This is a genomic window from Prosthecobacter fluviatilis, assembly GCF_042655725.1.
GTDB lineage: Bacteria > Verrucomicrobiota > Verrucomicrobiia > Verrucomicrobiales > Verrucomicrobiaceae > Prosthecobacter > Prosthecobacter fluviatilis.
Genome location: NZ_JBHSMQ010000014.1, coordinates 65,472 through 89,093 on the forward strand (window position 1 = coordinate 65,472; position 23,622 = coordinate 89,093).

At 62.6% G+C, this 23,622-nt stretch carries 13 protein-coding genes; 5 read left to right on the plus strand and 8 right to left on the minus strand.

Annotation, left to right across the window (positions count from 1 at the left end):
* Positions 1 to 2 precede the first annotated feature (2 nt).
* From ACFQDI_RS23945 to ACFQDI_RS23980, 8 genes are read right to left on the minus strand one after another with little or no spacing between them, the layout of a single operon-like run.
* On the minus strand, positions 3 to 2,285 hold the full coding sequence (locus tag ACFQDI_RS23945) for an AAA family ATPase (RefSeq protein ID WP_377171796.1): 2,283 nt from the start codon (positions 2,283 to 2,285) through the stop codon (positions 3 to 5).
* Between the two features lie 10 nt (positions 2,286 to 2,295).
* Complete coding sequence (locus ACFQDI_RS23950) at positions 2,296 to 5,553, minus strand: AAA family ATPase (RefSeq protein WP_377171798.1); 3,258 nt, start codon at positions 5,551 to 5,553, stop codon at positions 2,296 to 2,298.
* Positions 5,550 to 8,771: an AAA family ATPase gene (locus ACFQDI_RS23955; RefSeq protein WP_377171800.1), complete on the minus strand. Its 3,222-nt coding sequence runs from the start codon at positions 8,769 to 8,771 to the stop codon at positions 5,550 to 5,552. The genes ACFQDI_RS23950 and ACFQDI_RS23955 overlap by 4 nt, the downstream gene beginning before the upstream one ends.
* A 59-nt stretch (positions 8,772 to 8,830) precedes the next feature.
* Positions 8,831 to 9,799: an ABC transporter ATP-binding protein gene (locus ACFQDI_RS23960; protein ID WP_377171802.1), complete on the minus strand. Its 969-nt coding sequence runs from the start codon at positions 9,797 to 9,799 to the stop codon at positions 8,831 to 8,833.
* The gene (locus ACFQDI_RS23965; protein ID WP_377171804.1) at positions 9,796 to 10,791 is read right to left on the minus strand and encodes an ABC transporter ATP-binding protein; all 996 of its coding nucleotides are present in this window, start codon (positions 10,789 to 10,791) and stop codon (positions 9,796 to 9,798) included. Before ACFQDI_RS23965 ends, ACFQDI_RS23960 begins: the two co-directional genes overlap by 4 nt.
* Positions 10,791 to 12,848: an extracellular solute-binding protein gene (locus tag ACFQDI_RS23970; protein WP_377171806.1), complete on the minus strand. Its 2,058-nt coding sequence runs from the start codon at positions 12,846 to 12,848 to the stop codon at positions 10,791 to 10,793. The genes ACFQDI_RS23965 and ACFQDI_RS23970 overlap by 1 nt, the downstream gene beginning before the upstream one ends.
* Positions 12,848 to 14,368, minus strand: coding sequence for an ABC transporter permease subunit (locus ACFQDI_RS23975; RefSeq protein ID WP_377171808.1), 1,521 nt, complete (start codon positions 14,366 to 14,368; stop codon positions 12,848 to 12,850). The genes ACFQDI_RS23970 and ACFQDI_RS23975 overlap by 1 nt, the downstream gene beginning before the upstream one ends.
* Positions 14,368 to 15,666 carry an ABC transporter permease subunit gene (locus ACFQDI_RS23980; RefSeq protein ID WP_377171810.1) on the minus strand — a complete coding sequence of 433 codons (1,299 nt, stop codon included), beginning with the start codon at positions 15,664 to 15,666 and terminating at the stop codon, positions 14,368 to 14,370. Before ACFQDI_RS23980 ends, ACFQDI_RS23975 begins: the two co-directional genes overlap by 1 nt.
* Before the next feature lie 160 nt (positions 15,667 to 15,826).
* Between ACFQDI_RS23980 and ACFQDI_RS23985 the strand changes: the two genes are divergently transcribed.
* The 5 genes from ACFQDI_RS23985 (at position 15,827) to nrfD (ending at position 23,607) form a co-directional block, all read left to right on the plus strand.
* Positions 15,827 to 16,720, plus strand: coding sequence for an aspartyl protease family protein (locus ACFQDI_RS23985; RefSeq protein WP_377171812.1), 894 nt, complete (start codon positions 15,827 to 15,829; stop codon positions 16,718 to 16,720).
* A gap of 62 nt (positions 16,721 to 16,782) precedes the next feature.
* Positions 16,783 to 17,829: a retropepsin-like aspartic protease gene (locus ACFQDI_RS23990; protein WP_377171814.1), complete on the plus strand. Its 1,047-nt coding sequence runs from the start codon at positions 16,783 to 16,785 to the stop codon at positions 17,827 to 17,829.
* A 177-nt stretch (positions 17,830 to 18,006) separates the two neighbouring features.
* A complete protein-coding gene (locus ACFQDI_RS23995; protein WP_377171816.1) occupies positions 18,007 to 18,813 on the plus strand; it encodes a cytochrome c3 family protein in 807 nt (268 codons plus the stop codon).
* 24 nt (positions 18,814 to 18,837) lie between these two features.
* On the plus strand, positions 18,838 to 22,134 hold the full coding sequence (locus ACFQDI_RS24000; RefSeq protein ID WP_377171818.1) for a TAT-variant-translocated molybdopterin oxidoreductase: 3,297 nt from the start codon (positions 18,838 to 18,840) through the stop codon (positions 22,132 to 22,134).
* Between the two features lie 9 nt (positions 22,135 to 22,143).
* Entirely contained in the window at positions 22,144 to 23,607 is a 1,464-nt protein-coding gene (gene nrfD, locus ACFQDI_RS24005; protein ID WP_377171820.1) for an NrfD/PsrC family molybdoenzyme membrane anchor subunit, read from the plus strand.
* Positions 23,608 to 23,622 lie beyond the last annotated feature (15 nt).

Consider the following 23,622-nt stretch of genomic DNA (forward strand, 5'->3'; position numbering starts at 1 on the left):
CATCAGGACCACTGGAGCTGCGTTGAGCCGTCTTCGCTCAGCGTCACCGTGATGGTGCCGCTTTGACGCTGCGGATGTTCGAGACGCCACTTGGCCAGTGGCGTCACCACCATTCTTTCCAGTGCCCGCTGCAGCGGGCGCGCGCCGAAGCGGTGGTCGTAACCGTCTTGCACAAGCCTGGCCAGCAGCGCGTCGCTCCACGCCAGCTGCAGTCCTGCGGCAGAGAGGCCCTCACGGGTGGAAAGTTCCTGCAGCTCCTTCAGTGCAATCTCCCGCACATGCTCTTTCGCCAGCGGGTCAAAGGTCACCACGGCATCCAGGCGGTTGAAAAACTCGGGCCGGAAAAATTTCTTCACGGCGCTTTCAAAGCCAGGTGTGGCATTTTCGGAGCCAAAACCCATGGCTCCTTTGGAGCTGGCGCCAAGGTTGGAGGTCATCACGATGATCGCGCTGCGAAAGTCCGTCACCCGGCCAAAGCGATCTGTGAGGCGGCCCTCATCCAGCAGGCCCAGCAGCACGTCATAGGCTTCTGCGGCGGCCTTTTCCACTTCATCAAAAAGCAGCACGCTGAAGGGCTGGCGGCGCAGTTTCTGAATCCATGAGGCAGCATCTCCCTCCGGGGAGTGCAGCAGGCGGTTGGCGGCGCCCCAGCCGCTGTACTCGCTCATGTCCAGACGGACCAGCCGCTCCTTTTCCGCACCTGCGCCAAAGCAAAACTCCGCCATCGCCCGCGCGAGCGCCGTCTTGCCCACTCCGGTGGGACCGCAGAAAAGCAGCACGCCCTGAGGTCGCGCAGGATCTGTCATGCCCGCCTTGATGCTGGTGATGACACGCGCCGCAGCGTCCACTGCAGCGGACTGGCCGATGATCTGCCGCGCCAGAGCCGCCTGCACGTCTTCCAGAGGCAGCGGCACTTCATCGCGCAGCAGCAGCTCCGGCAGGCCGGTTTGCTGGATGAAGAGCGCCATCACATCGTCTGCCGAAACACTGCGCTCTTCCAAGGGCTGGCGTGCCGCCTGTTCGGCCAGTTTGCGAATGAATGCCGCAGCGGGGCCTGGAAATGCTGCATAGGGCTGGAAGCGCCGGAAGAGGCGGTGCACCAGGCCCACGCAGCCCGCTTCAAATTCCAGCCTTCCGGAGCTTGCGCAGGCATGCGCCACGCGCTCCAGCACCGAGCGGGCCCCGCCGTCGTCAAAGGGCGGTACATGAACGATCTGAAACACGTCCAGCAAACCTGGCATGAGGCGGCGGCAGGCATCCACCTCCGCCGGCGTGGCCTCGGCCACCATGTGCAGCTCACGGCGCTGCAGATATGGCAGAAGGAATGCGCCCACGCTGTCATTGGCCTCGGCGCCACCCACACGCAGCAGCTCCAGCAGATTCTCCACGCAGAAAATGCCTTCGATCTCGCTCAGCCGCCGGATGAAATCTTCGCAGCGTTCCTCCCACTGGCCGAGATACTTCATGCCCGCGATCATGCGTGCGCCGCTTCCGCGCCAGCAGCGCCAGGTGCGCATGGATTTGTCGTCTTCTTCATCCGTGCTCAGCCGCGCCATGCGCCGTGCTGCATCGTGCAGGATGGTGCTCTTGCCGCAGCCGGGTTCGCCCACGAGCAGCACATGGGCGCGCTCGTGCTGCAGCTTGTTCATCAGTGCCATCACCAGCCCCTCCCGGCCATAGGCCGCAGACTGGTGGCCGCGCTCATGCAGCAGCGCATCCGCCACGGTGAAAAGCACCTTCATGTCCTCGCGTTCGCGCATGGGTGTCTGGCGGGCGGAGCTTTGCAGGTCGCGCACGCTCACCTTGTCCAGCCACACTCCGCGCGGCGGCAGTTTCAGGGTCAGCGCCGCGGGTGTTGTGCCGGTGAGGTGGTCTTTCACGTAGTGCCGCACCAGGTCCTTGAGCTGCGCCTCATTATGAAAATGAAAGCGCAGGTCCAGCACCGGCACCTCGCATACTGCCAGGCCGTTCTCCGCCTTTCCTGTCACGCATGGCACGCGCAGAGTGATGGTCTCAGGGCTCGGGATCAGGCGATGCTCCGTCTCGTCCTTGTATTGCGCCCGCACATCCACCTTCACCTCCCGCAGCTGTGGCTCCACCAGCTCCGGGCCGATGCTCCATGACTCATGCTCCGCACGCCAGTCCAGGGCATCACCCAGCTGTCGCAGCACTTCCTGCGGAGTGCCGGCATAGGCGGTGGCGCTGCGGTAATCCCCGACAAGCACGCCCGTGACTCCGCCGCCGGCATCACGCCAGAGCAGGACAGGATAAACATGTGTGGCCATGGGCGGGGGTTCAGGTTTGGGGTTGCAGCAGTCCCAGCAGCTCCGCAGGCAGCGGCAGTGCGGGCAGATGAAACGCACGGAAGGCCTCTGCATCGGCATCCTCCGCCAGCAGCAGGCCGGTGCGGTGGCAGAGCAGGCGGCGGTCGCGCATCAGGGTCATCACCAGCGGCACCTCCTGCGCCGCTGCCTCCTCCGGTGCATTTGGCTCCATGCCCACCGTCAGGATGTGCAGCGTGCCTTCAGCGTCATTCAGCAGCCAGGTTCCGGTGAGCGGCTGCAGCAGGTGTGCGACGTTGAGCCCGGCGGCTTCAAGGCCGATTTGAAAAGGTTCGTGCGATTCGCTGCTGTCGGGCAGCAGCTTCACGGCTGTGCCCCAGTGGCTGCTCAGCAGCGTCTGCACCTGTTTCCGAAACTCCAGCGCCATGAGCAGCGACTGCACGCCCTGCCCGCGAATCACCCAGGACACGGCTTCATCCTGATAGGGCTCTGAGGCCATCAGCTCCAGCAGCGAAAGCTCGCGCAATGCTGCAAATAGCGGCGTCTCGATGATGTCATGCTCTCCGGCCTCGATTTCTGCGAGCTGGCTCTCATGCAGCTCCGCGTCTCTCTCGCGGTCAAAGCGCGGGTTGCCGCTGAAATACTGGCGCACCAGAATCTTGACCGGCCTTGCCCGTGAGACGGACATCGCGCGGCTCTGCCTGGAGGGTTTGGCATTCATGGAAGCCTCTGCGGCGCTGAGCAGGCGCTCCACTTTCTTCACCTGCTCGCGGCAGTGGTAATAGCGTTCCTGCGCGGCGGTGAGGGCGCTGAGTTCCACCGTGCCCTTGGGCGCATGCAGCTCGATCTGGTCGCTCAGACGGTCCAGAGCGTCATGGGCGGCATCCAGCACGGTGTTTTTGTCCACATCCTCGCGGGACAGACGCTCGGGCCAGTACACCTGGCGCGGCACCGGCTGCAGTGTCTGCGTGTGCAGGGAGAACCGGCCGCCTGCACAGCGCAGCTCCATGCGCAGCGGCATGCCGGGCATGCGCGCCGCCAGCTCTGCCGCCAGCGGCTGCGCGACCTCGCGCTCGATGACGCGCTTCAAAGCACGCGCGCCCAGCTGCGGGTGGTGCCCCAGCTCCGCCAGCCTCTCTGCGGCTGCGCTTGTGAAGCTGAACAAACACTGCCGCTGGCGCAGGCCGTCGCGCTTAAGCACCTCGGCAAGCAGGCGGCTGGTGATGGCGGAGAGATGCTCGCGCGTCAGCTCGCGGAAAGGCAGCACACGGTCCAGGCGGTTGAAGAATTCCGGCCTGAAGAACCGCTCTGCGGCCTTGATGTAGGATGCCTCCAGCTCCGTCTCCTGGGCGTCGCCGCTGAAGCCGATGCGTGAGCCCGCCTCCTTTACACCAAGGTTTGAAGTGAGCAGGATCACGCTGCTCGTGAAGTCCGCCACGCGGCCCAGCGCATCGCTCAGCCGGCCTTCGTCCAGGACGCCGAGCAGCATGTCGAAGACCTCCGGTGCCGCTTTTTCAATCTCATCCAGCAGCACGACAGAAAAGGGCTGGCGGCGTATCGCGCCTGTCAGCAGGCCGTCCGGCTTGGCGGGAGTGCCCGTGAGACGCAGCACCGCGCTGGCGTCCACCATTTCGTTCATGTCAAAGCGCAGCAGCCGGTCCTCATGGCCAAACAGATGCTGCGCCAAGGCTTTCGCGCATTGGGTCTTGCCCACGCCGGTGGGGCCCAGCAGGAGAAAAGCCGCCAGCGGTCGCCGCGGGTCATTCAGCCGCGCTTTCAGCTGCAGCAGCACATCGGCAAACGCATGCAGCACCGGGTCCTGTCCGGACACCTGCTTTTGCAGCGCCTGCACAATGCTGTCGCGGTCCAGCGCCTGGCTGTTGTCGAGCATGGAAAGCTGCAGGCCGCTGCGTTCGCGGAATTCCTCCAGCACCGCACTGCGGTCGCAGGGCTTGCCGGCGTGCTTCACCGCCAGCCTGTGCATGAAGCTCGCGGCCTTGCCCGGAAAAGCCGCGTCTCCGGCAAAGCGGCGGTGCAGTTCATAGCTCGTCGGCACCACATCCAGCGCAAAGGAGCAGTCATGCTCGCGCTCCAGCTCGCGCGCCACGCTCACCAGAATGCGCAGCGTGTCCGCCTCTGCCGGTTCCGGCACAGGCAGCACATGAAACAGGTCGGCCAGGGCGCGGTCCCGCTCCTGCAGCACGCGCCAGGATTCCGGCGTGATCTCAGCCAGCACGCGCATGGAGCGCTTTTCCAGCCGCAGCTTGAGAAGCTGCGCCACGTTCATGTCGCTGTTTGCGCTTTTGCCGGCGGTGAAGAGGCTGGGCAGGTCCTCAAGACAAAGCACGGCGTCGCTGCGCTCCACATGGTCGCAGATGGCCTGCACACGCTTCTGCCACTGGCCCACGTGGCTCATGCCGCTGATCAGGCGCATGGGAGATACCCGCCAGACATTGCGCCGGCGTGTCCACTCTTTGTCCGCCATCATGCGCCAGACAAACTCCTGCACCACGGCTGTCTTGCCCACCTGGCGCGGACCCACCAGCAGGATCGCGCGTTTGTCCGGCAGGCGCAGCCAGCGCGCCAGATCGGCCACCACCGCATCGCGCCCGACCGCCCTCGGCAGATCATCCGGATAGAGCGTGTTCAGCAGGCGGCCTGTTTTGCGCAGTTCGGCTTCGCCATCCAGCCTGGCATCATCGCCGCCAAAGATGGAGCTCCGTTCAGACGTCTTTTTCTTCAGCGCATTCAGCACAGGCTTCACCTTCACCTCGATCAGGGTCAGGCGCGCTTTGCCCGGGGTGGGCAGCGCATGGTCATCCAGATCCACGGCGTCGCCGTTCTTTTCCAGCTCACGAAAATGATGCGTCAGCACTTCGGCGGCGCGTTCGTTCAGGCGCTGGTCCTTGAGCACTTCAAAGTGCAGCCCCGGCAGCTTGGGGGTGAACCACAGCCTGCGGCCCAGCCCCTCATACCCCACCATGAAAAAGCGCCGGTGGTGGGAGCCGCTTTTCAGCTCGATTCGCAGGTCCAGCGTAGTGCTCTCATACTCCGGCAGCAGGCACCAGCGAGCCAGTTCGTCGTGGCGGGTTTCACGGGACATCTCCAGCAGCCTGGCATGCAGGTCCGTCTGCAGCTGCGTCAGCGCGCGCTGCAGTTTTTCGGATTTCCTCACCGGCTCATCTTGCTGCAGCGGGCGTACCACAAACAAAGGGGCCTCGCCGCTGCCGCGCGGGTGCTCCTCCACATAAATGGGCAGTGTGATGGTCATGCCATGTCCTCCACGGCTTGCGTCAGGCGTGCTTCGATGAGGCGGCGCATGGCCGCTTCCGGCTCAGGCCGTGGCCAGGCCGACTCACCCATCATGCTGTCGGTGATCTTCTGCTCATCCACATTGAAAAGGCGCTGCGGTTTGACGCCTTTGTCTGTGATGAACCCGGCGCGGTGAATCCCTGTCGGCGTCACGTAGTCGGAGAGGCTGGTGGCAGCGGCCTCGACAAGGCAGAGCCGCCGCACTCCTTTGCTCACGAGCTCGTGCAGACCTGTCTCCTGCTTGAAGCGCGGGTGAAACAGATCCCCGCGCAGGTGCATGATCGCTCCTACCCAACCGCCGGGCGGCTTTGCCATCGGTTCTTCAGTTTTTTTCGCCGGCTCGCGCCGGGTCTGGGCATCCGGCGCATCACGTCCGGCAGGAGGCAGCACAAACTCAAACCCTGCCAGCCTGCCACCCAGCGCGGTGGCATGATCCAGATAGATGCTGATGAGCTGCTGCATCCAGTCGCGGTGCTCGCTGTAGATGGCGACCACGATCTCGTCCGGCTGAGGGAAGCTGAAGCGGAAAAAATCCCGCTGCAGCCGCAGCCTGTCGTGCTGGATTTCAGACTGGCTCTGCTGCAGCGTGGTGGCGTCAAAACCACCCGCCAGGTGAAAAGTGCCAAGCGTCTCGGTTTCCAGGGCGTCCATGCGCTGCACCAGCGTCTCCAGCTCTGCGAGCGCGCGACGCAGATGCCCCAGCCGTACGAGGCGTGTCTGCTCCTCCGGGCTGAGCCAGCCGCGTTTGGCTCCGCGACGTTCGAGCAGGGCCAGCAGCGGCACTTCATTCTCCAGCGCCGACACCGTGCTGCTGCGCGCCAGTTTGGACAGACGCCGGCGGGCAGCCAGCACGTCATCCGCCAGCTCCACTGCACGCCGGGTGGCTGCGGCATCTTCGGCTGCCTGACGCTGCCGGACCTCGATGACCAGCCGGCCCCTGTTCAGATTGACGGTGGCCACCAGCGGCTGGCGGTGGCGCACTTCGTTCAGCACCTCCGCCAGCGGCACCATCAGCGTGCGCTCCAGCACACGCTTCAGCGGCCTGGCGCCGTATTTGGGGTCATGCCCCAGGGCCGCCAGATGCTCCTCCACACCGGGGCCCAGACGCAGATCGACATCGCGCAGGCGTATGCCATCGCGCTGCCGCAGGAGGTCCAGATGCCGGCGCGTGACACGCAGCATGAGGTCCCGGCTCAGCGCGCGGAAGCGCAGGATGCCTCCGAGGCGGTTGTAAATCTCCGGTCGCAGAAACTGCCGTGCAGCTTCGTCGAAGTGAGCGCCGCCATCATCACCCTGCCCATCGGAGGCAAAGCCCATGGAGCCACGCTGAAACTCACGCGCGCCCAGATTGGAGGTCATGATGATGACCGTGTTGCAAAAGTCCGCCGTGCGGCCTGCGGCGTCCGTGAGACGCCCGTCTCCAAGCATCTGCAGCAGCAGGTCAAAGAACGCCGGGTCCGCCTTCTCAAATTCATCCAGCAGCAGCACGCTGAAAGGCTGCTCGCGAATGCGCGCGGTCAGCAGGCCTTCTGTCTGGCCCATGCCGCCGATCAGGCGCTGCACCGAGACCGCATCGCTGAATTCGCTGAGGTCAAACCGCGCCAGGCGGCTGGCGCTGCCAAACAGGAACTCCGCCAGCGACTTCGCCAGCTCCGTCTTGCCGGTGCCGGTGGGGCCCACAAACAGGAAGGAGCCCAGCGGCTGTCTGGGGCGGTTCAGCCGCGCCTTGATCGTGGCCAGCAGATCCAGCACCGCCTCCACCGCCTCTGGCTGCCCGATGACGCGCTGCGTGAACCATGTGCGTGTGGTGTCCAGGTCCAGGGGCAGCTCATCCCTGAGCAGCACCTCCGGCAGACCCGTCTCCCGCATGAAGGCGGCGGTCACCTGCTCCGGCGTCAGCCGCGTTTTCTGGTCTGAGGGCTGCTCTGTGACCAGCGTGGTCAGAAAGCGGATGGGACGCCCCGGATTGGCGGAATAGGTGGCGTAGCGCCGGTGCAGGCGGTGCAGCCAGTCCAGCGCGGCTGCGGACTGCGCGTGGTCGCTGTCCTTTCGTGCCAGATGGTGGAAGACGCTTCCCAAAATCCTGCGCGTCACCTCCGGTGCAGGTTCGGACACACGGACGTGAATGAAGGCGCCTGCGAGGTGCGGATCCCGCCGCTCGATCACCGCCAGCTGCTCCGGTGTGCATTCGGCGACGGCCAGCAGCTCACCGCGCGCGATCCACGGCCGCAGAAAGCTGGCGATGCTCTGCGCATTGGCGCTGTGCTGCCCCACTTCCATCAGTTCCAGAAGACTGCCAAGGTGCAGCACGGCCTTGGTGGCTGCAGCTTCACGGCACAGCTCCCGGCAGCGCTCCTGCCACTGCCCAAAGCCAGACTGGCCCGCGATGAGCTGGGCCCCGCTGGTGCTCCACACATTTCTCTCGCTGGTGCGTGCCAGCTCCCTCACCGCAGCCGTTTTTCCCACACCGGCAGGACCGATCAGCAGCACGCTGGCCGGCTGCCGCGCATCCAGGGACTCGCGCAGCAGGTGCAGCGTGGCCTCCAGTTCAAACCCGGGCGCGGTGTGGTGCCGTGTGAACTTCAGCGCCACCTCTTTGAGCATCGACTTGGTCTGCTTCTCGCCTTCTTTTTCCATCTCCAGCTGTCGTGGAGTGGGGATGGCCGCCGTGACGCTCAGGGCATCCACATGCAGGGTTTTCACACACTGCGAGACCACCAGCCTCTGCAGGGTGACCTTCTTCACCCGGTCCACCAGCGTCAGCCGCACATGCGCTTCCACACGCGCAGGGATCTGCTCCGGCTTGGCGGCCATGACCTGCACGCCCAGCACAGGCACAAAGGCCAGGTGCAGATCCTCCGCTTCGGTCCACGAGATGTAGTCAAAGCGCAGCTCCACCGGCTCTTTCCAGTCGGCGCGCTTTTTGGCCGGCTCAAGCCTGAGCGTGAGCTGCTCCACCCGTGCGTCTTTGCCCGTCATGCGGCGGTGCAGCGAGGCCGCAGGCACCGCTTCGGCATCTGCCAGCAGCGTGGCGATCTTGGTGCGCAATCCCACGGCGGCACGTCCGGGCCTGTCTCCCAGGCTCGACACCTCGGGAAAGCCATGGCACTCCAGCAGCTCCAGGTCATCGCCTAGGCCGAGTGTGACAGCATGGACATGGAATGTCTGTTCAGACATCGTCAATCGTCATAAGAAGCCGCCTATGCTCCAGAGCACATAGCACATGGCAAGTCCCATCACGTGCAGCACGGGCAAGGCTGCACAAAATGTCCCGGCGCGATCTCCTTGAGCGTGAGGTCCATGCTCACGCTCTGCTGCCAGTTCGGGTGCTTCATGCGGTGGCCAAAGGCACAGCCGGCGGGCGGATTGATCGGAGAGGGCACGTCGCCGCGCAGGAGCTGGCGCGTGCGGCGCTGCGCGGGATCCGCCACCGGGATGGCATCCAGCAGCGCCTTGGTGTAGGCATGGCGTGGGTTCTGATAAAGCTCAGCGGCAGGAGCCAGCTCCACGATCTTGCCCAGATACATCACTGCCACGCGGTCGCTCATGTGCTTCACGATGCTCAGATCGTGGGCGATGAAGAGGTAGGCCAGGCCAAAGTCGCGCTGCAGCTCCAGCAGCAGGTTGAGCACCTGCGCCTGCACCGAGACATCCAGCGCGGAGACGGGTTCGTCACAGACAATGAGCTTGGGCTTCAAAGCCAGTGCGCGGGCGATGCCAATGCGCTGACGCTGGCCGCCGCTGAATTCGAAGGGGTAGCGATGCGCCGCATCTGCCGGCAGGCCCACACGCTGGAGCAGCTCAGCAACCCACTCGCCGCGCTCCGCGCGGGTGCCCATCTTTTGAATCACGAAAGGCTCCTCCAAAATCTGGCCGATCGTGTGGCGTGGATTAAGAGACTCCGCAGGGTCCTGGAAGACCATCTGCATCTCGCGGCGCACAGAACGCAATGCGTTCTGCGAGAGTGTGGAGATGTCCGTGCCATTGAAATTCACGCCGCCGGAGGTCGGCTTCAGCAGGCGCACCACAGAGCGCGCCACAGTGCTCTTGCCGCAGCCGCTTTCGCCCACAAGGCCAAGTGTCTCGCCCGGATTCAGCTCGAAGCTCACGCCATCCACGGCCTTGCATGTTGCCTTCGTCGTGTAAAACACGCCACCGCGCACCGGGAAGTGCATCTTGAGGTTTTGTACGGAGAGAAGGCTCATGACGCAGAGAGTTGGGAGGCAAAGCAGGCGCAGGCTTCCACGCCGTGGCCGCCGCCGCATTCCTTCCAGGGCTGGCGGGCGGAGGTGACGTCGCTGCTGTGCTTGTTGGGGCAGCGCGAGGCAAAGCGGCAGCCAACGGGCATCTCGCTCAGGCTGGGCACCATGCCAGGGATCACCGGCAGCGCGGTTTTCGGCGGGTGATCCAGCTTGGGCAGGCAGCGGATGAGGCCCTGCGTGTAGGGGTGCAGCGGACGCGCAAAGATGTCCTGCACCGCTCCGCGCTCCACGATGCGTCCGGCGTACATCACGGCCACATCGTCGCAGGTCTCGGCGATCACGCCGAGGTCGTGGGTGATAAGGATGACCGCCATGCCTGTTTCCTTCTGCAAGCGTTTGAGGAGGTCCAGAATCTGAGCCTGCACGGTCACATCCAGCGCTGTGGTGGGCTCGTCGGCGATGAGCACCTTCGGGTGGCAGGAGAGGGCCATGGCGATCATCACACGCTGGCGCATGCCACCGCTGAGCTGGTGCGGGTATTCGTTCACGCGCTGCTCCGGCGCGGGGATGCCCACCCACTCCATCAGCTCCACGGCGCGTTTCAACGCCTTGTCCGGCGTGGTGGGCTCGTGCAGCTGGATCGCCTCGATGATTTGTTTGCCCACACGCTCCACGGGGTTCAGCGCGGTCATTGGCTCCTGGAAGATCATGGCGATGTCGTTGCCACGGATCTTGCGCATATCCTCGATCGGCAGCGTGGCCAGGTCCCTCCCCTCCAGCAGCACCTGACCATTCAGGATGCGCCCCGCCGGTTGGGGCAGCAGGCGCATCAGGCTCATGGAGGTCACGCTTTTGCCACAGCCGCTTTCGCCCACAAGGCCAAGCGTCTTGCCAGCTTCCAGGCTGAAGCTGACGTCATCCACGGCGGTGAGCAGGCCGTTGTCGGTCTGGAAGCCGACGCGCAGATTGCGTACGTCTAGGATCGGGGCCGGCATCACTTCGCTCCTCCTGCTTTGAGGTTTTGGTCAAAGACCAGGTCGGTTTCCGGGAAGGACTTGCCGCTGCGCATGGCGGCCTCGGTTTCGCGTTTCACATCTTCGTCGATCCAGTGCACGTGGTTGGACATCGGCAGCTCGCTCACGGCCACGTTGAAGGTCTTCTCCGGCCACTTCACCCAGCGCCAGTAGGCGCAGCGGTAGTAGTTCTGCTCGTAGGCCGGGATCCAGGGCGCTTCGTCGTAGATGATCTGGTCCGCGCCCCAGGAAGCCTTGCGGATCTCCTCGATCGTCGTCGCGTGGCGTTCATCCTCGCAGAACTTGTCCATGCGCGGATCGGCAAAGCAGGAGAGGTTGTTGGTGTTGGGCTTGGGCGTCTTGCCATCCTCCATCAGCGCGTCCTTCGAGTGCCAGGCCTGGTAATGGTCGGGGATCGGCGGAGTCACGCTGAAGGCCACAGAGGCTATTTGATGCTTTTTCTGCGTGGCTTTCTGGAAGTAGGCCGTGCTTTCCAGGCCTTCCAGCTTGTACTCCACGCCAGCCTTCAGCGCCTCTTCCTTCAGGCGCTGCATCACACGCTGAACGATCTCCACCTTGCGGTGCAGGATGGTCAGCGAAAGGCGCTCCCCCTTGTCGTTCATCAGCACGCCGTCGTTGCCCAGCTTGGTGTATCCGGCCTTGGCGAAATGCTCGCGTGCCTTTTCCACATCAAAGGGGCGGGCGGTGATGGGCGGGTCGCCGATGAGCGGGAATCCTTTGCTGAAGCAGGTCAGGCGCTGGAAGTCGCCGCGCAGGTCAAAGTCGATGACCTTCTGGTAGTTCGTGGCGTAGCTCAGGCCCAGACGCACATCCTTGTTGTTCAGCGGCGGCATGGCGCAGTTCAGCCACAGCCCTGCGTGGGAGCCCGGCCAGACATTGTAAAATTTCGTCTTCTGGATGTAGCCCTTGTGCACCTCGGGGATCTCCATCCGCTCATACCAGTATTCCGGGATGCCCATCATGAGCTCCTCCACGTCGATCTCGCCCTGCCGGAAGAGCTCCATCACCTTCTCCTGCAGCCTCACCACGCGGTACACGATGTGATCGATATTGAACCGGTAACGCGAGAATTTTTTGTCCCGCGCCCACCAGTCTTTCACGCGGGTCAGGGTGATGTCTCTGCCGAAATGAATGTCCTCCTCGCGGATGACATAGGGTCCCGAGGTGGGCCGGCAGCGCCACTGGTAGCGCTGCTCAAAGTCCGGCCCAAACTCCGAGTAGAACCGCCGGGACATCGGCGAAGTGTTCACGTAGTAGGCCGCCAGCGGCTTGGGCTCCGTGAGCGAGATGGAAAGCGTGCGAGCATCGTAGCGGGTGATGTTGGCGTAGTTCTCCGAGTACCATTGGTTGCCGAAGGGATTCTTCGGGTACTCGCTCAGCTGCATGTAGAACTGGTTGAAGAAGTCGTCCGCCTCGATCGGCGTGCCGTCGGAGAAGGTCGCGTCCGGGTCGATCCGGAAGTACACCGTCCGGTTGTCCGGTGCCACAGCCCATTCCTTGGCGATGGCGGGGATCACGCGACCGGTCTCCGGGTGCAGGCTGATCAGCCCCATCTCCACATCGTCGTACTGATAGCCGCGGAAGGAGCTGTTGCTGTTCTCTCCCAGCACGCGCAGCGTGGGCGGAAAGGAGAGGATGTACAGGCGCATGGTGCCACCTTTTTTGGCATGCGAGTCGCCGATCTCCGGCTCGTCCATGCCGTTCTCCCATTTCAGATCTGCCGGCACGTCCTCCGGCTTGGCAAAGGTGAAGTACTCCGGTTTTTTCAGGCGCTCGCGCACGCTGGCCAGCTGGGTCTCCAGTTCGGCCTTTTTGGCGGTGTCGGTTTCCTTGGCAATCAGGCCTGGCAGGTCCTTCTCCTGGCCTTGGAGATCGGCGAGCACCTTCTTGTTGTAAAAGCTCCAGAAGGCCTCGCGCTCCTTGGTGCCGTCATAGGGCGGGAAGTCTGCGGCATGCAGCGCGCCGCCGAGCAGCAGCGCGGCGGAGAGGGCCAGCAGAGAACGTGGTGCGGCAGGCATCATTGATAGGTGGTGAACTTCTTCGGGTCAAAAGCCTCGCGCAGCGCCTCGCCTACAAAGGTGACGAGCAGGAGGATGAAGACCATGGCGGTGAACATCGAGAGCGAGATCCACACGGCGGAGAGATGGCTGGTGCCGTCGTCAAACAGCCAGCCCCATTGCGGATAAGTCTCAGGCAGGCCAAAGCCCAGGAAGGCCAGCGCGGTGAGGGAGGAGATGATGGCGGCCACGCTGAAGGGGATCTTCGTCACGATGGTGGCCAGCATGTTGGGCAGCAGGTAGCGCGTGAGGATGCGCCAGGTGCTCGCCCCTTGCAGGCGCGCGGCGGAGACGTAGTCGCGTTCTTTTTCCTTGTAGGCCAGGGCGCGCAGGGAATAGGTCAGGCTCGTCCAGGAGAAAAAGCAGATCACCCCCAGCAGCACCAGCAGGTTCATGTTCGCCACGCCGATGATGCTGATGAGGATCATCACGATGTAGAGGAAGGGCAGCTCATCCAGGATCTCAATGCAGCGCTGCATGGCGATGTCGAACACCCCGCCCAGATAGCCCATGAGCAGGCCGATGAGGGTACCCACTCCATAGGTGAAGAGAATGTAGAGCAGGATCGCCTTCAGGTTCAGCTGCCAGCCGCCGTAGATCTGCGCCAGCACGTCCCAGCCGCGGCTGTCCGTACCCAGGTAGTGTCCCGCCTTCCACAGCGGCGGAATGGCCGGATAAACGATCATCTGGTAGGACGTGGTCGCTGCTTTCTCAAACTCCTCCTGCGGCATCTCACCGGTCCACCTTTCGCGTTCCTTGGCTCCCGCCTTGTGGAAGGCGGAGACGGCCAGCGCGCCAGTGCGTGTGTAGCCGAGGGATTCACCATCCGGCACGCCGTGGCGGAAACGGCTGTCCATGTGCTTCTGCGCCGGCGTGTCGGTGTAGAATGTTTGGGCGCGTCCGGAGTAGGGCTCGGCATCGCCGGGTTTGTACCATTTCCCATCCCGCTGCTCCAGGGCGATGGACTGCAGCGAGTCGGTGTCCAGCACGGGATCCCACGGCACCAGCGGCATCAGCACAAAGCCACGCTTCTCCTTTGCGAGGCGTTCCTTCAGCTCGCGGTAGTTGGCCTCCTGCTCTCCGCTCATGCCAAAGTCCTGCGACTGATAGCGCTTTTGCACAAAGGCGGGGAAATACGTTTTGCCATCGCAGCGCACCATCAGCGCGCGCCTGCCCACCAGCGCCTGATCCAGCAGCGCCAGCGCGATGAGCACCAGCAGAATGCGGAAGGACCACCAGCCGCGGCCGATGCTGCGGAAACGGCGGAAGCGCTGCAACGTCACCGGCGTCCAGCGGATCTCACGCGGTAAAAACCGCAGGCCGAGAATGCCTCCTGCGATGAGCAGCACAGAACTGGCCCAGCCAAACTTTGGGCCGACGCCAAAGAACCAGGAAACGGTGGGAAGCAGCAGCCCGCACAGCTCGCCGAGAATGGCGAGCGCACCGACGATGATGGCAGCGATGGAGAGTTTGCGGTTCATCACTCAAAACGAATGCGGGGGTCCAGCCGCGCGGTGATCATGTCGGAGAGCACGTTGCCCAGCATGAGCAGCAGCCCGCTGACCGTGACGGTGGCCATGACGATGGGGTAATCTTTCTCCAGCAGGGCGTTGAAGCCCATGAGGCCGAAGCCGTCGATGTCAAAGATGCGCTCCACCAGGAAGCTGCCCGCCACCAGCACCGTGAGTGCCTGGCCCATCGTGGCACCCACGGGGATGAAGGAGTTGCGCAGCGCATGGCCGATCACGGCACGCTTGTACTCCACGCCCTTGGCCACGGCGGTGCGCACATAGTCGCTGGCCAGCTGGTCCAGCAGGTTGTTTTTCACCAGCATCGTCAGGCCGGCAAAGCTGCCCACCATGTAGCAGCACAGCGGCAGAAAGGCGTGGTGGAAGAGGTCATAAACTTTGCCGAAGAACCCCAGCTCCGAAAAATTGGAGCTCACAAAGCCCTCCAGCGGAAACCAGCGCAGGCGCGCGGCAAAGATCACCATCAGAAACACGCCCAGTACAAACTCCGGGATGGCATAGCCAAAGAAGATCAGCACTGAAGTGGCGGTGTCCGTGGGCGTGCGGTGCTTGATGGCCTTCAACACACCCAGCGGAATGCACACCAGGTAGGTCAGCAGGATGGAGACGATGCCGTAGAAGAGGGAGATGGGAAAGCGGCGCTTCATCATGGTCCAGACCGGCTCGCTGTAGCGGGTGGAGTCGCCCAGGTTGCCCTCCAGCACGCCGGCAAACTTAGGCTGGTAGATCAGCGCCACGTAGGGCTGCGGCTTGTCCAGCTTCTGGCCGGGATTGGCCTTCTCCCATTCCACCTTCTGCTGTTCCGGGGTGATGATGCGCGCACGCCAGGAGGAGAGATCCAGGTCTTTGTCAGGCAGGATTTCCGCGCTGTTGTCACTGCTGCGTTTCACCTTCGCCACGCTGGCGGTGCCGGGGATTTTCACCTCGGTCTCCGTCTTGCCTTCCGCAAAGTCTGCGCGGGAGCGGTTCGTTTCCTTGGGCCAGGCACCCAGCCATGCGGCGTAGGCGATGAGGAAAGGCTTGTCGTGGCCGTACTGCTCCTGGAGTTTCAGCAGCTGGGCGGGCGTCAGGCCGCTGGACTGCTGACGACCGGCACCGCCGCGCTGGCCTTCGGTCTTCATGCGCGCCTCCAGCAGCGCCTGCTCCATGGGACCGCCGGGCGTGAAGCGGATGATGAGGAACACCACCAGCGTCATGCCGATGAGCGTCGGCGGGATGAGCAGAAGGCGGCGGATCAGATAGGCGGTCATTCAGATCAGGAGAGAATGGAAGGAACTGAAAAAACGAAAGTCTCCGACAGTACGACGCACGGCACAAGAATTTGTGTGCGATTTGAACGAATCATCGTCTCATTTTACAGAACGGAGGGATCTGTGCGCATGGATTGGCGCGAACATCCCGCCCCGCTGCATGAAAACGTTGCCCGTTCTCTGGATCGTGTGTTTGCTGCCGTCCTGCATGCTGCCGTACCCGCCGGTGATGCCGCAGGGGCCCGTAGCGGACGTGGCGGTGCCGATGCAGCTGCGTGCAGGGACGCCGCATGTCATGGCCAGCATCAACGGCCTGCCCCCCATCCCTCTGCTGCTGGACACTGGCGCCACGCTGAGTGTTTTTGAGCCTGACGTGGCCACCGGCTGTGGTCTCCTGCCCTCCGGCGGCCGCAGGCTCCAGATCCGAGGCGTGCATGGCACTGCCGGGGCCAGCCAGGCGGTGATGAGCACGATGGACCTCGGCCTATGGCACACCACGGACGTGCCTTGTCTGGTGCGTGGTATTTCCGGCTTCAGGCCCGGCGGTATCGGCAGCGCTATTCTGGGCATGGATCACCTGCGCAGGCATTGCAGCTTCATGACTCTTGATTATCAACGCAACAGCGTGGAGCTGGGATTTTCACGGCCTTTCCAGCCCACCCGCAGCATGGCGACTCGTACCCCGCTGCGCTGGGTGAACGGCATGCCCGTCATTCGTGTCAGCTCTGGCCGAGTCTCCTGGGATGCGGTGGTGGATTCGGGCTCGACCTGGGGCATCGTGATCGATCAAAGCACCGCCGCCCGTCTGGGCCATGCGCACGATGGCATGAGCATGGGCGAAGGTTTGATCCTGAGCGGTGTGGGCGGCAGTGTCCGGGCGGACCAAGTGGGAGCGCGCACAATCCAAGTGCCTGCGACGACGCTGTGCGGAGAAACCTACCCTGGGGCCACCCTGTATGTCATGCCAGGGCCCAAGCGCATCGGTTCACGCTTCTGGCAGGGCACGCGCCTGACCGTGGATTTTCGGCGCAGTGCTCTCTGGTTGGAGCGTTGAACGCAACTCTTGTGAGCGCAGCTGGTTGACACCAGCCATACACGCTGAAAGACTTGCCTAATATGAATTCATTGCTTTTCACCTCCATCCCGAGGATGGCACTGACGGTCGCTGCAATGACAGTTCTCACAGGTTGTGCCGACTCGTTTGCCGTGAAAAATGAGGCCGTGCCGGCGGAGTTGCAAAATCAGCTGCATGCCCAGGCGATTTCAGCCTCCGAGATCAAGATGACTGCAAAGGGTGGCATGAGCATCCGCACCCACAGCGTCCCGCCTCCGGAAGGGGTGCTCAAGGTTCCGATGCATTATGAGCGCGGTGTTCCCTACCTCAAAGTGAGCCTCAATGGCCACAAACCCAAAAAGTTCATGCTCGACACCGGGGCGGCCAACAGCGTTTTCGATGCCGAGCAGGCGGTGGAATACGGTCTGCGCACCGTGCCGCAGGTACGCCCCACCATGTCAGGTGTGCTGGGAAAAGAGCCGGGCATGGCGGCGCTGATCCCGTCATTGCAGATCGGCACATGGCGTCTGGAGAACCTGCCTTGCATCATCCGCATGCAGCGCACCGCCGTGGGCAGCGGCATCTTGAAGGAGCATCTGGGCATTTCCCTGCTCGGCGTGAATCTGGTCTCCAGGCACTGCAAGTACCTCACGCTCGACTTTTTGGAAGATGAGGTGGAGTTCGGGTTCACCCGCAGCTTTCCAGGGCCCGTGCGCAAGCACATGCACAAAGCGGGCCTCAGCATGAAGCACGGCGTGCCCACAACGCTCCTGAAATATGGCAAGCTTTCCTGGGAGGCCGTTGTTGACTCGGGCTCCGTCTTTGGTGTGCAGCTGGACCGCCGCGTCGCTGAAGTGCTCGGCTACCGAAACGGCGGCTGGAATGTGGGTGGAAACTACCTGATCACGGGCGTCGGTGGCGCGCAGACACCTAAGGATGCGAATGTCCGGGTGCTGGAGTTCAATGCGCTCGGTTTGTTTGGCTCCTACTACCCTTTCGCCCAGGTGGATGTCATGCCCGGCCCGTCACGTCTGGGCACCTATCTTTTGGAGGACTATCGCGTCACCCTGGATTTTGAGCACAATTTGCTCTGGGTGGAGTGGGGTTGAGGGCCGGAAAGGAGAAAGCGCGCTCGAAACGGCATTTTTTTGCGACAGAATCGCAATAAACAAGCTTTGCGCATAAAAGTTCAAAAAAAACAAGATGACGGTTGCAAACATGCTCACGTCTCCCTATTCTGAATCTCCTTGTGAAATTTTTCACAAGCTCATCTGCCGACACATTCTATGGGTAACTTTTTTCCGCGTTGGACCAACTGGCTGCCGCTCAAGCTCGCCATTGCCGTCGTGTTCATTGCCTTCGGCGTGAGTGTCGGCGTCGCCTACTACTTCACACCGAAATACACTCGCGTAGGCTATGAACCGACGCAGCCGGTGCCGTTCTCACACAAAATCCATGCTGGACAGCTTGCGCTAGACTGCCGCTACTGCCACAGCTTCGCTGAGACCTCCAGCCACTCGAACGTGCCTACGAATCAGACCTGCTTCAACTGCCATGGTCCGGGCAAAGGCAACATCCGCAGCAGCTCTCCGAAGCTGGAGATGGTCATCAAGGCCAACGAAACCGGCAGCTCCATCCCCTGGGTCAAGGTTCACAAGGCGCCTGACTACGTCTACTTCAACCACAGCGCCCATCTCAACCGCGGTATCTCCTGTGTGTCCTGCCACGGCAAGATCAATGAAATGGAAGTCGTCCGTCATGATCAGCCGCAGTCCATGGGCTGGTGCCTTGACTGCCACCGCAACCCTGAGAAGAACCTCCGTCCGCTGGAGTTCGTCACCAAACTGGACTACCAGGCGAGCGACCTGAAGCGTGGCGAATTCTACCAGACCCTTCTCGACAAGAAGGTTCCGGCTGCCGAAATCGCATCCACCATCGCTGGCGAAGGCGCCAAGGCGGACAGCCTCGAGCAGATCGTCGCTCTCGCGGAAAAAACTTACGGTAAGACTGTGACCCAGACTGAAGTGGGCACCCAGATCAAGAAGCACTGGCAGATTCAGCCGCCGGAATCCTGCACCACCTGCCATCGCTAACCCCCGCGCCCCTTTTTCTGACACATGAAACGCATTTGGAAGCATCCTGAGGAGCCGCAGAACGCCAAGCGCTACTGGCGCAGTGTCGCCGAACTGGATCGTCGCGAAGATTTCTTGAAAAACCTGGGCCGTGAATTCCCCGAGGGGGACACGCTCAATGAAGAAGAGCGCGAGAACAGCCGCCGCGAATTTTTGAAGATCATGGGTGCCAGCGTGGGCATGATGGGTCTGGCCAGCTGCCGCCGTCCCCTCGTCAACATCCTGCCCTACACCCAGCACGTTGAGTGGATGGTGCCGGGCAAGTCGCTGCTTTACGCCACCAGCATGCCGCTGAACGGCGTTGCGGTGCCTCTCGTGGTCACCACGCATGAAGGTCGTCCGACCCATCTCGCTGGCAATCCTTTGCACCCCCTTGGCGGCGGCATCAGCAGCTTTGCTCAGGCTTCCGTGCTGGACCTCTATGATCCGGAGCGCTCCCAGAAGCCCATGGGCTCTGGCAAGGAGCTCCCCTGGGCCAAGGCAAACGAGCTGCTCTCCGCAGCCGTTGCTGAAGCGAAAAAATCCTCAGGTGCCAGCCTTGGCATCGTGGTGGGCTCCTCCTCCTCCCCGACCGACCAGCGTCTGCTGGGCGAAGTGAAGGCCGCCTTCCCTCAGGTCAAACTGTTCCAGTACGAAGCCGTGGGTGGCGAAGGCCAGGCTGCTGCCAGCAAGGAAGTGCTGGGCGCGGGCGTGAAGCCCTTCCTGAAGCTCGGCTCCGCGATGCGCATTCTCTCTTTGGATTGCGACTTCATCGGTGTCGATCCTGTGGCCGGCGAGCCAATCTCTGCCTTCACCAAGAAGCGCGCTACGGACACCAAGACGCCAGAGCGGGACATGAACCGCCTCTACGTTCTGGAAAACCGCTACACCCTGACCGGCGGCATGGCCGACCACCGCAAGGCGCTCCCTGCCAGCCTCATCCCCGTGGCTGCCGCCCTCATCGCTTCCCAGCTCGGAGACACCTCCGCCAAGGCGCTGGCCGATACTGCGCCCGCCAGCCTCAAGGACTGGATCGTCCCTGCGGTGAATGATTTGATCGACAACAAAGGCAAGGCTGTGGTGCTTGCCGGTTCCCGCTACGGCGCTGAAGTGCATGCGCTCGTCGCCTCGATCAACAATGCCCTTGGCGCCTATGGCTCGACCATCGAGCTGCTCCAGGCCCCTGCCTCCCCTGAACTCGGCACCTTCGCCGACCTGCAGGCCGCCATCAGCGGTGGTCAGGTCAAGACGCTCCTTTCCCTCACTCCGTCCAGCCTCTACTACGATGCTCCGGATGCTGCAGCACTGGCCAAGCTGGTTGCAGACAAGGGCGTGAAACTGATCCACGTCGGCACGCAGAAAAATGTCACGGCACGTCAGGCTGCCCTGCACATTCCGGCGGCTCACTACCTCGAAACCTGGGGAGACGTGCGTGCAGCTGATGGCACCTACTCCATCGTCCAGCCAATGATCGCACCGTTGTATGATGGTGCCAGCGGCGTGGAAGTCCTTCTGGCGCTTCTCGGTCGCAAAAAGCTTGGCCCTGCCGAAGCTGCAGCGCCTGCCGCCGCCGGTGCAGCCCCTGCTGCTCCGGCCGAAGACGCCGCCTACACCGCTGTGCGCGACACCTTCGCAAGCGTTGCTGGCAGCCTCGACGAAAAGAAATGGAATTTCACCCTGCGTGACGGTTTCCTCCAAGGATCCGCCTATGCCAAAGCCACTGCGGCTCCGAACGTCGCTGCCGTTGCGGGCATCGTCGCCAAAGCCACGCCTTTGGCAGCTCCCACGGATGATGCGCCTGAAGTGGTGCTCGTGGCAGACTCCAGCGTCTATGACGGCCGGTATGCCAACAACGCCTGGCTTCAGGAAGCGCCTGATCCAGTGACAAAGCTGACCTGGGAAAATGCGGCCTGGATTGGTTCTGTCACCTTCCGCCGCCTGGGCCTCAAGGAGGGCCAGCACGTCAAGATCACCGTCGGCGACACCGCCATTGAGATCCCTGCCATCGAAGCACCGGGACATGTTTCCAACTCCATCACCCTGCCTCTCGGCTACGGACAGACGGGCGTTGGTGTGGTCGGCAGCGGCCGTGGTGCAAATGCCTACGCCCTGCGCAAGCAGCCCGGCACGTTCGTCCTGAGCGGTGCCAAGATCGAAGTCCTCCCCACCATCGCTGAACTGGCCATCACCCAGGAGCACAATACGATGGAAGGACGCGCGCTGTATCGTGAAGGCACGCTCGACACCTTCAACAAGGACACGGCCTTCGCGCAGAAGACCGGCATGGACAGCCACATCCCGGAAAACATTTCCTTCTACAAGGGCCAGGTCGGTGTGAAGTCCGAGAAAAACCCGGACGGCTTCGATTACGAGAAGCAGCACCAGTGGGGCATGACGATCGACCTCAGCAAGTGCATTGGCTGCACGGCTTGCATCGTTGCCTGCCAGAGCGAAAACAACATCCCCGTCGTTGGTAAAGATCAGGTCCGCAAAGGACGTGTGATGCAGTGGATCCGCATGGACCGCTATTTCGCGGTGCCAAAGTGGGGTTCCCGCAAGAACGAAGACGGCAGCGTTGGCGTTGACCAGGAGACTACCTGGGCCGAAGACAATGCCACGCCCGAGCAGCTGGAAAACGCCGAAATGGTGCACCAGCCGCTGGCCTGCCAGCAGTGCGAGTCCGCCCCGTGCGAAACCGTCTGCCCTGTGAACGCCACCGTCCACACGCCAGATGGCCTCAACGCCATGGCCTACAACCGCTGCATCGGCACCCGCTACTGCGCAAACAACTGCCCTTACACCGCCCGCCGCTTCAACTGGTTCGACTACAACAAGCGCAATCCGCTGATCGAAACCTCCGTGCTCGGCCTCAAAGTCGGCAACCTTTATGCCGGTCCGCTGGGTGAGAAGCGCGAGGACGAAAGCATCCGCCTTCAGCGCAATCCGAACGTCACCGTCCGTATGCGCGGTGTCATCGAGAAGTGCACCTACTGTGTGCAGCGCCTCGAATCCGCCAAGATCCTGCAGAAGCAGGAACAGCGCGACTCCAAAAACTTCCGCGTGCCGACCGACACCGTCAAGACCGCCTGCCAGCAGTCCTGCCCTGCAGATGCGATCATCTTCGGCGACCTGGCCGATCCGAAATCCGCCGTCGTCAAGTCGAAGGCGTCGCCACGCGACTACCAGTTGCTCAAGTACATCGGCACCCGCCCGCGCACGAGCTACCTCGCACGTCTGCGTAATCCGAACAAGAACATGCCCGGCGCCGAAAACATCGCCGTGTGGAGCAACAATCAATACTAACCCGGACACATGGACGCCTCCGCTACAGCATCAAACACCCCGCGTATCCTCGACCGCGAGCCGCTGGTGTTGAACAACCGTTCCTATTCTTGGATCACGAACCGCATCTGCGGCATCGTGGAAAACAAGCAGCCCGCCCTCTGGTGGATCCTGTTTGTTCCTTCCGTGTTGCTCACCGGACTGATGGTTTTCTGCTTCACCTACCTCATTTCCACCGGCGTCGGTGTCTGGGGTCAGAAGCAGCCCGTCGCCTGGGCCTGGGACATCACCAACTTCGTGTTCTGGATCGGTATCGGCCACGCCGGCACCCTGATTTCCGCCATCTTGTTCCTCACCCGTCAGAAGTGGCGTACTTCTGTGAACCGCGCTGCGGAAGCCATGACCATCTTCGCCGTGATGTGCGCCGGTCTCTTCCCCGCCTTCCACGTCGGTCGTGTGTGGATGGTGTGGTTCCTCGCTCCCATCCCGAACGCCAACGCCATCTGGCAGAACTTCAAGTCCCCCCTGCTCTGGGACGTGTTCGCGGTGTCCACCTACTTCTCCGTCTCTGCGGTGTTCTGGTTCCTGGGCCTTGTGCCTGACCTTGCCACGCTGCGCGACCGCTGCCGCCCGGGGCTGAAAAAATTCCTCTACGGTCTGTTCGCCCTCGGCTGGCGCGGTGGCAACCGCCATTGGAGCCACTATGAGACGGCCTACATGTTGCTGGCCGCTCTCTCCACACCGCTGGTGCTTTCCGTGCACTCAGTCGTGTCCTTCGACTTCGCCACCTCTGTCGTTCCCGGCTGGCACACCACCATCTTCCCGCCCTACTTCGTGGCAGGTGCTATCTTCGGCGGTTTCGCCATGGTGCTCACCCTCATGCTTCCGGTGCGCCGCATCTACGGCCTGGACGATCTCATCACCCCCAAGCATGTGGACAACATGGCCAAGATCATCCTGCTCACGGGCACGATCGTCGGCTACGCCTACTGCATGGAGCTCTTCGTGGCCTACTACAGTGCCAACCCGTATGAAGCTGATGCCTTCACCCTTCGCGGCCTCACCGGTCCTTCCACTTGGGCCTACTACTGGATGTTTGGCTGCAACGTGTTTGCTCCTCAGCTCTTCTGGAGCCGCTGGTGCCGTCACAATGTGTGGGTGGTCATGATCGTTTGCATGTTCGTGAACGCCGGCATGTGGTTCGAGCGCTACGTCATCATCGCCACCACGCTTGAGCGTCACATGACTCCGGGCTCCTGGCGCGTCTATGAGGCCACCTGGGTCGATAAGTACACCTTCCTCGGCACCTTCGGCTTCTTCATGATGCTGTTCCTGCTGTTCCTGCGTTTCCTGCCGGTCATCGCCATCGGTGAAGTCAAAGGCGTCCTTCCGCAGTCTGACCCGCACAAGGACGACCATGCTGAGAAAGGCATCCAGGAGGAGGACCTCATGGACTATCCTGACCGTCACGTCGCCAAACCCGCTGCTGCCTAACCTTTCAACCGCACC

What these genes read in the sequence shown, in the direction of transcription:
- ACFQDI_RS23945 (WP_377171796.1), bottom strand. Translation starts at nt 2,285, where the DNA reads ATGGCCACACATGTTTATCCTGTCCTGCTCTGGCGTGATGCCGGCGGC.
- ACFQDI_RS23950 (WP_377171798.1), bottom strand. Translation starts at nt 5,553, where the DNA reads ATGACCATCACACTGCCCATTTATGTGGAGGAGCACCCGCGCGGCAGC.
- ACFQDI_RS23955 (WP_377171800.1), bottom strand. Translation starts at nt 8,771, where the DNA reads ATGTCTGAACAGACATTCCATGTCCATGCTGTCACACTCGGCCTAGGC.
- ACFQDI_RS23960 (WP_377171802.1), bottom strand. Translation starts at nt 9,799, where the DNA reads ATGAGCCTTCTCTCCGTACAAAACCTCAAGATGCACTTCCCGGTGCGC.
- ACFQDI_RS23965 (WP_377171804.1), bottom strand. Translation starts at nt 10,791, where the DNA reads ATGCCGGCCCCGATCCTAGACGTACGCAATCTGCGCGTCGGCTTCCAG.
- ACFQDI_RS23970 (WP_377171806.1), bottom strand. Translation starts at nt 12,848, where the DNA reads ATGCCTGCCGCACCACGTTCTCTGCTGGCCCTCTCCGCCGCGCTGCTG.
- ACFQDI_RS23975 (WP_377171808.1), bottom strand. Translation starts at nt 14,368, where the DNA reads ATGAACCGCAAACTCTCCATCGCTGCCATCATCGTCGGTGCGCTCGCC.
- ACFQDI_RS23980 (WP_377171810.1), bottom strand. Translation starts at nt 15,666, where the DNA reads ATGACCGCCTATCTGATCCGCCGCCTTCTGCTCATCCCGCCGACGCTC.
- ACFQDI_RS23985 (WP_377171812.1), top strand. Translation starts at nt 15,827, where the DNA reads ATGAAAACGTTGCCCGTTCTCTGGATCGTGTGTTTGCTGCCGTCCTGC.
- ACFQDI_RS23990 (WP_377171814.1), top strand. Translation starts at nt 16,783, where the DNA reads ATGAATTCATTGCTTTTCACCTCCATCCCGAGGATGGCACTGACGGTC.
- ACFQDI_RS23995 (WP_377171816.1), top strand. Translation starts at nt 18,007, where the DNA reads ATGGGTAACTTTTTTCCGCGTTGGACCAACTGGCTGCCGCTCAAGCTC.
- ACFQDI_RS24000 (WP_377171818.1), top strand. Translation starts at nt 18,838, where the DNA reads ATGAAACGCATTTGGAAGCATCCTGAGGAGCCGCAGAACGCCAAGCGC.
- nrfD (WP_377171820.1), top strand. Translation starts at nt 22,144, where the DNA reads ATGGACGCCTCCGCTACAGCATCAAACACCCCGCGTATCCTCGACCGC.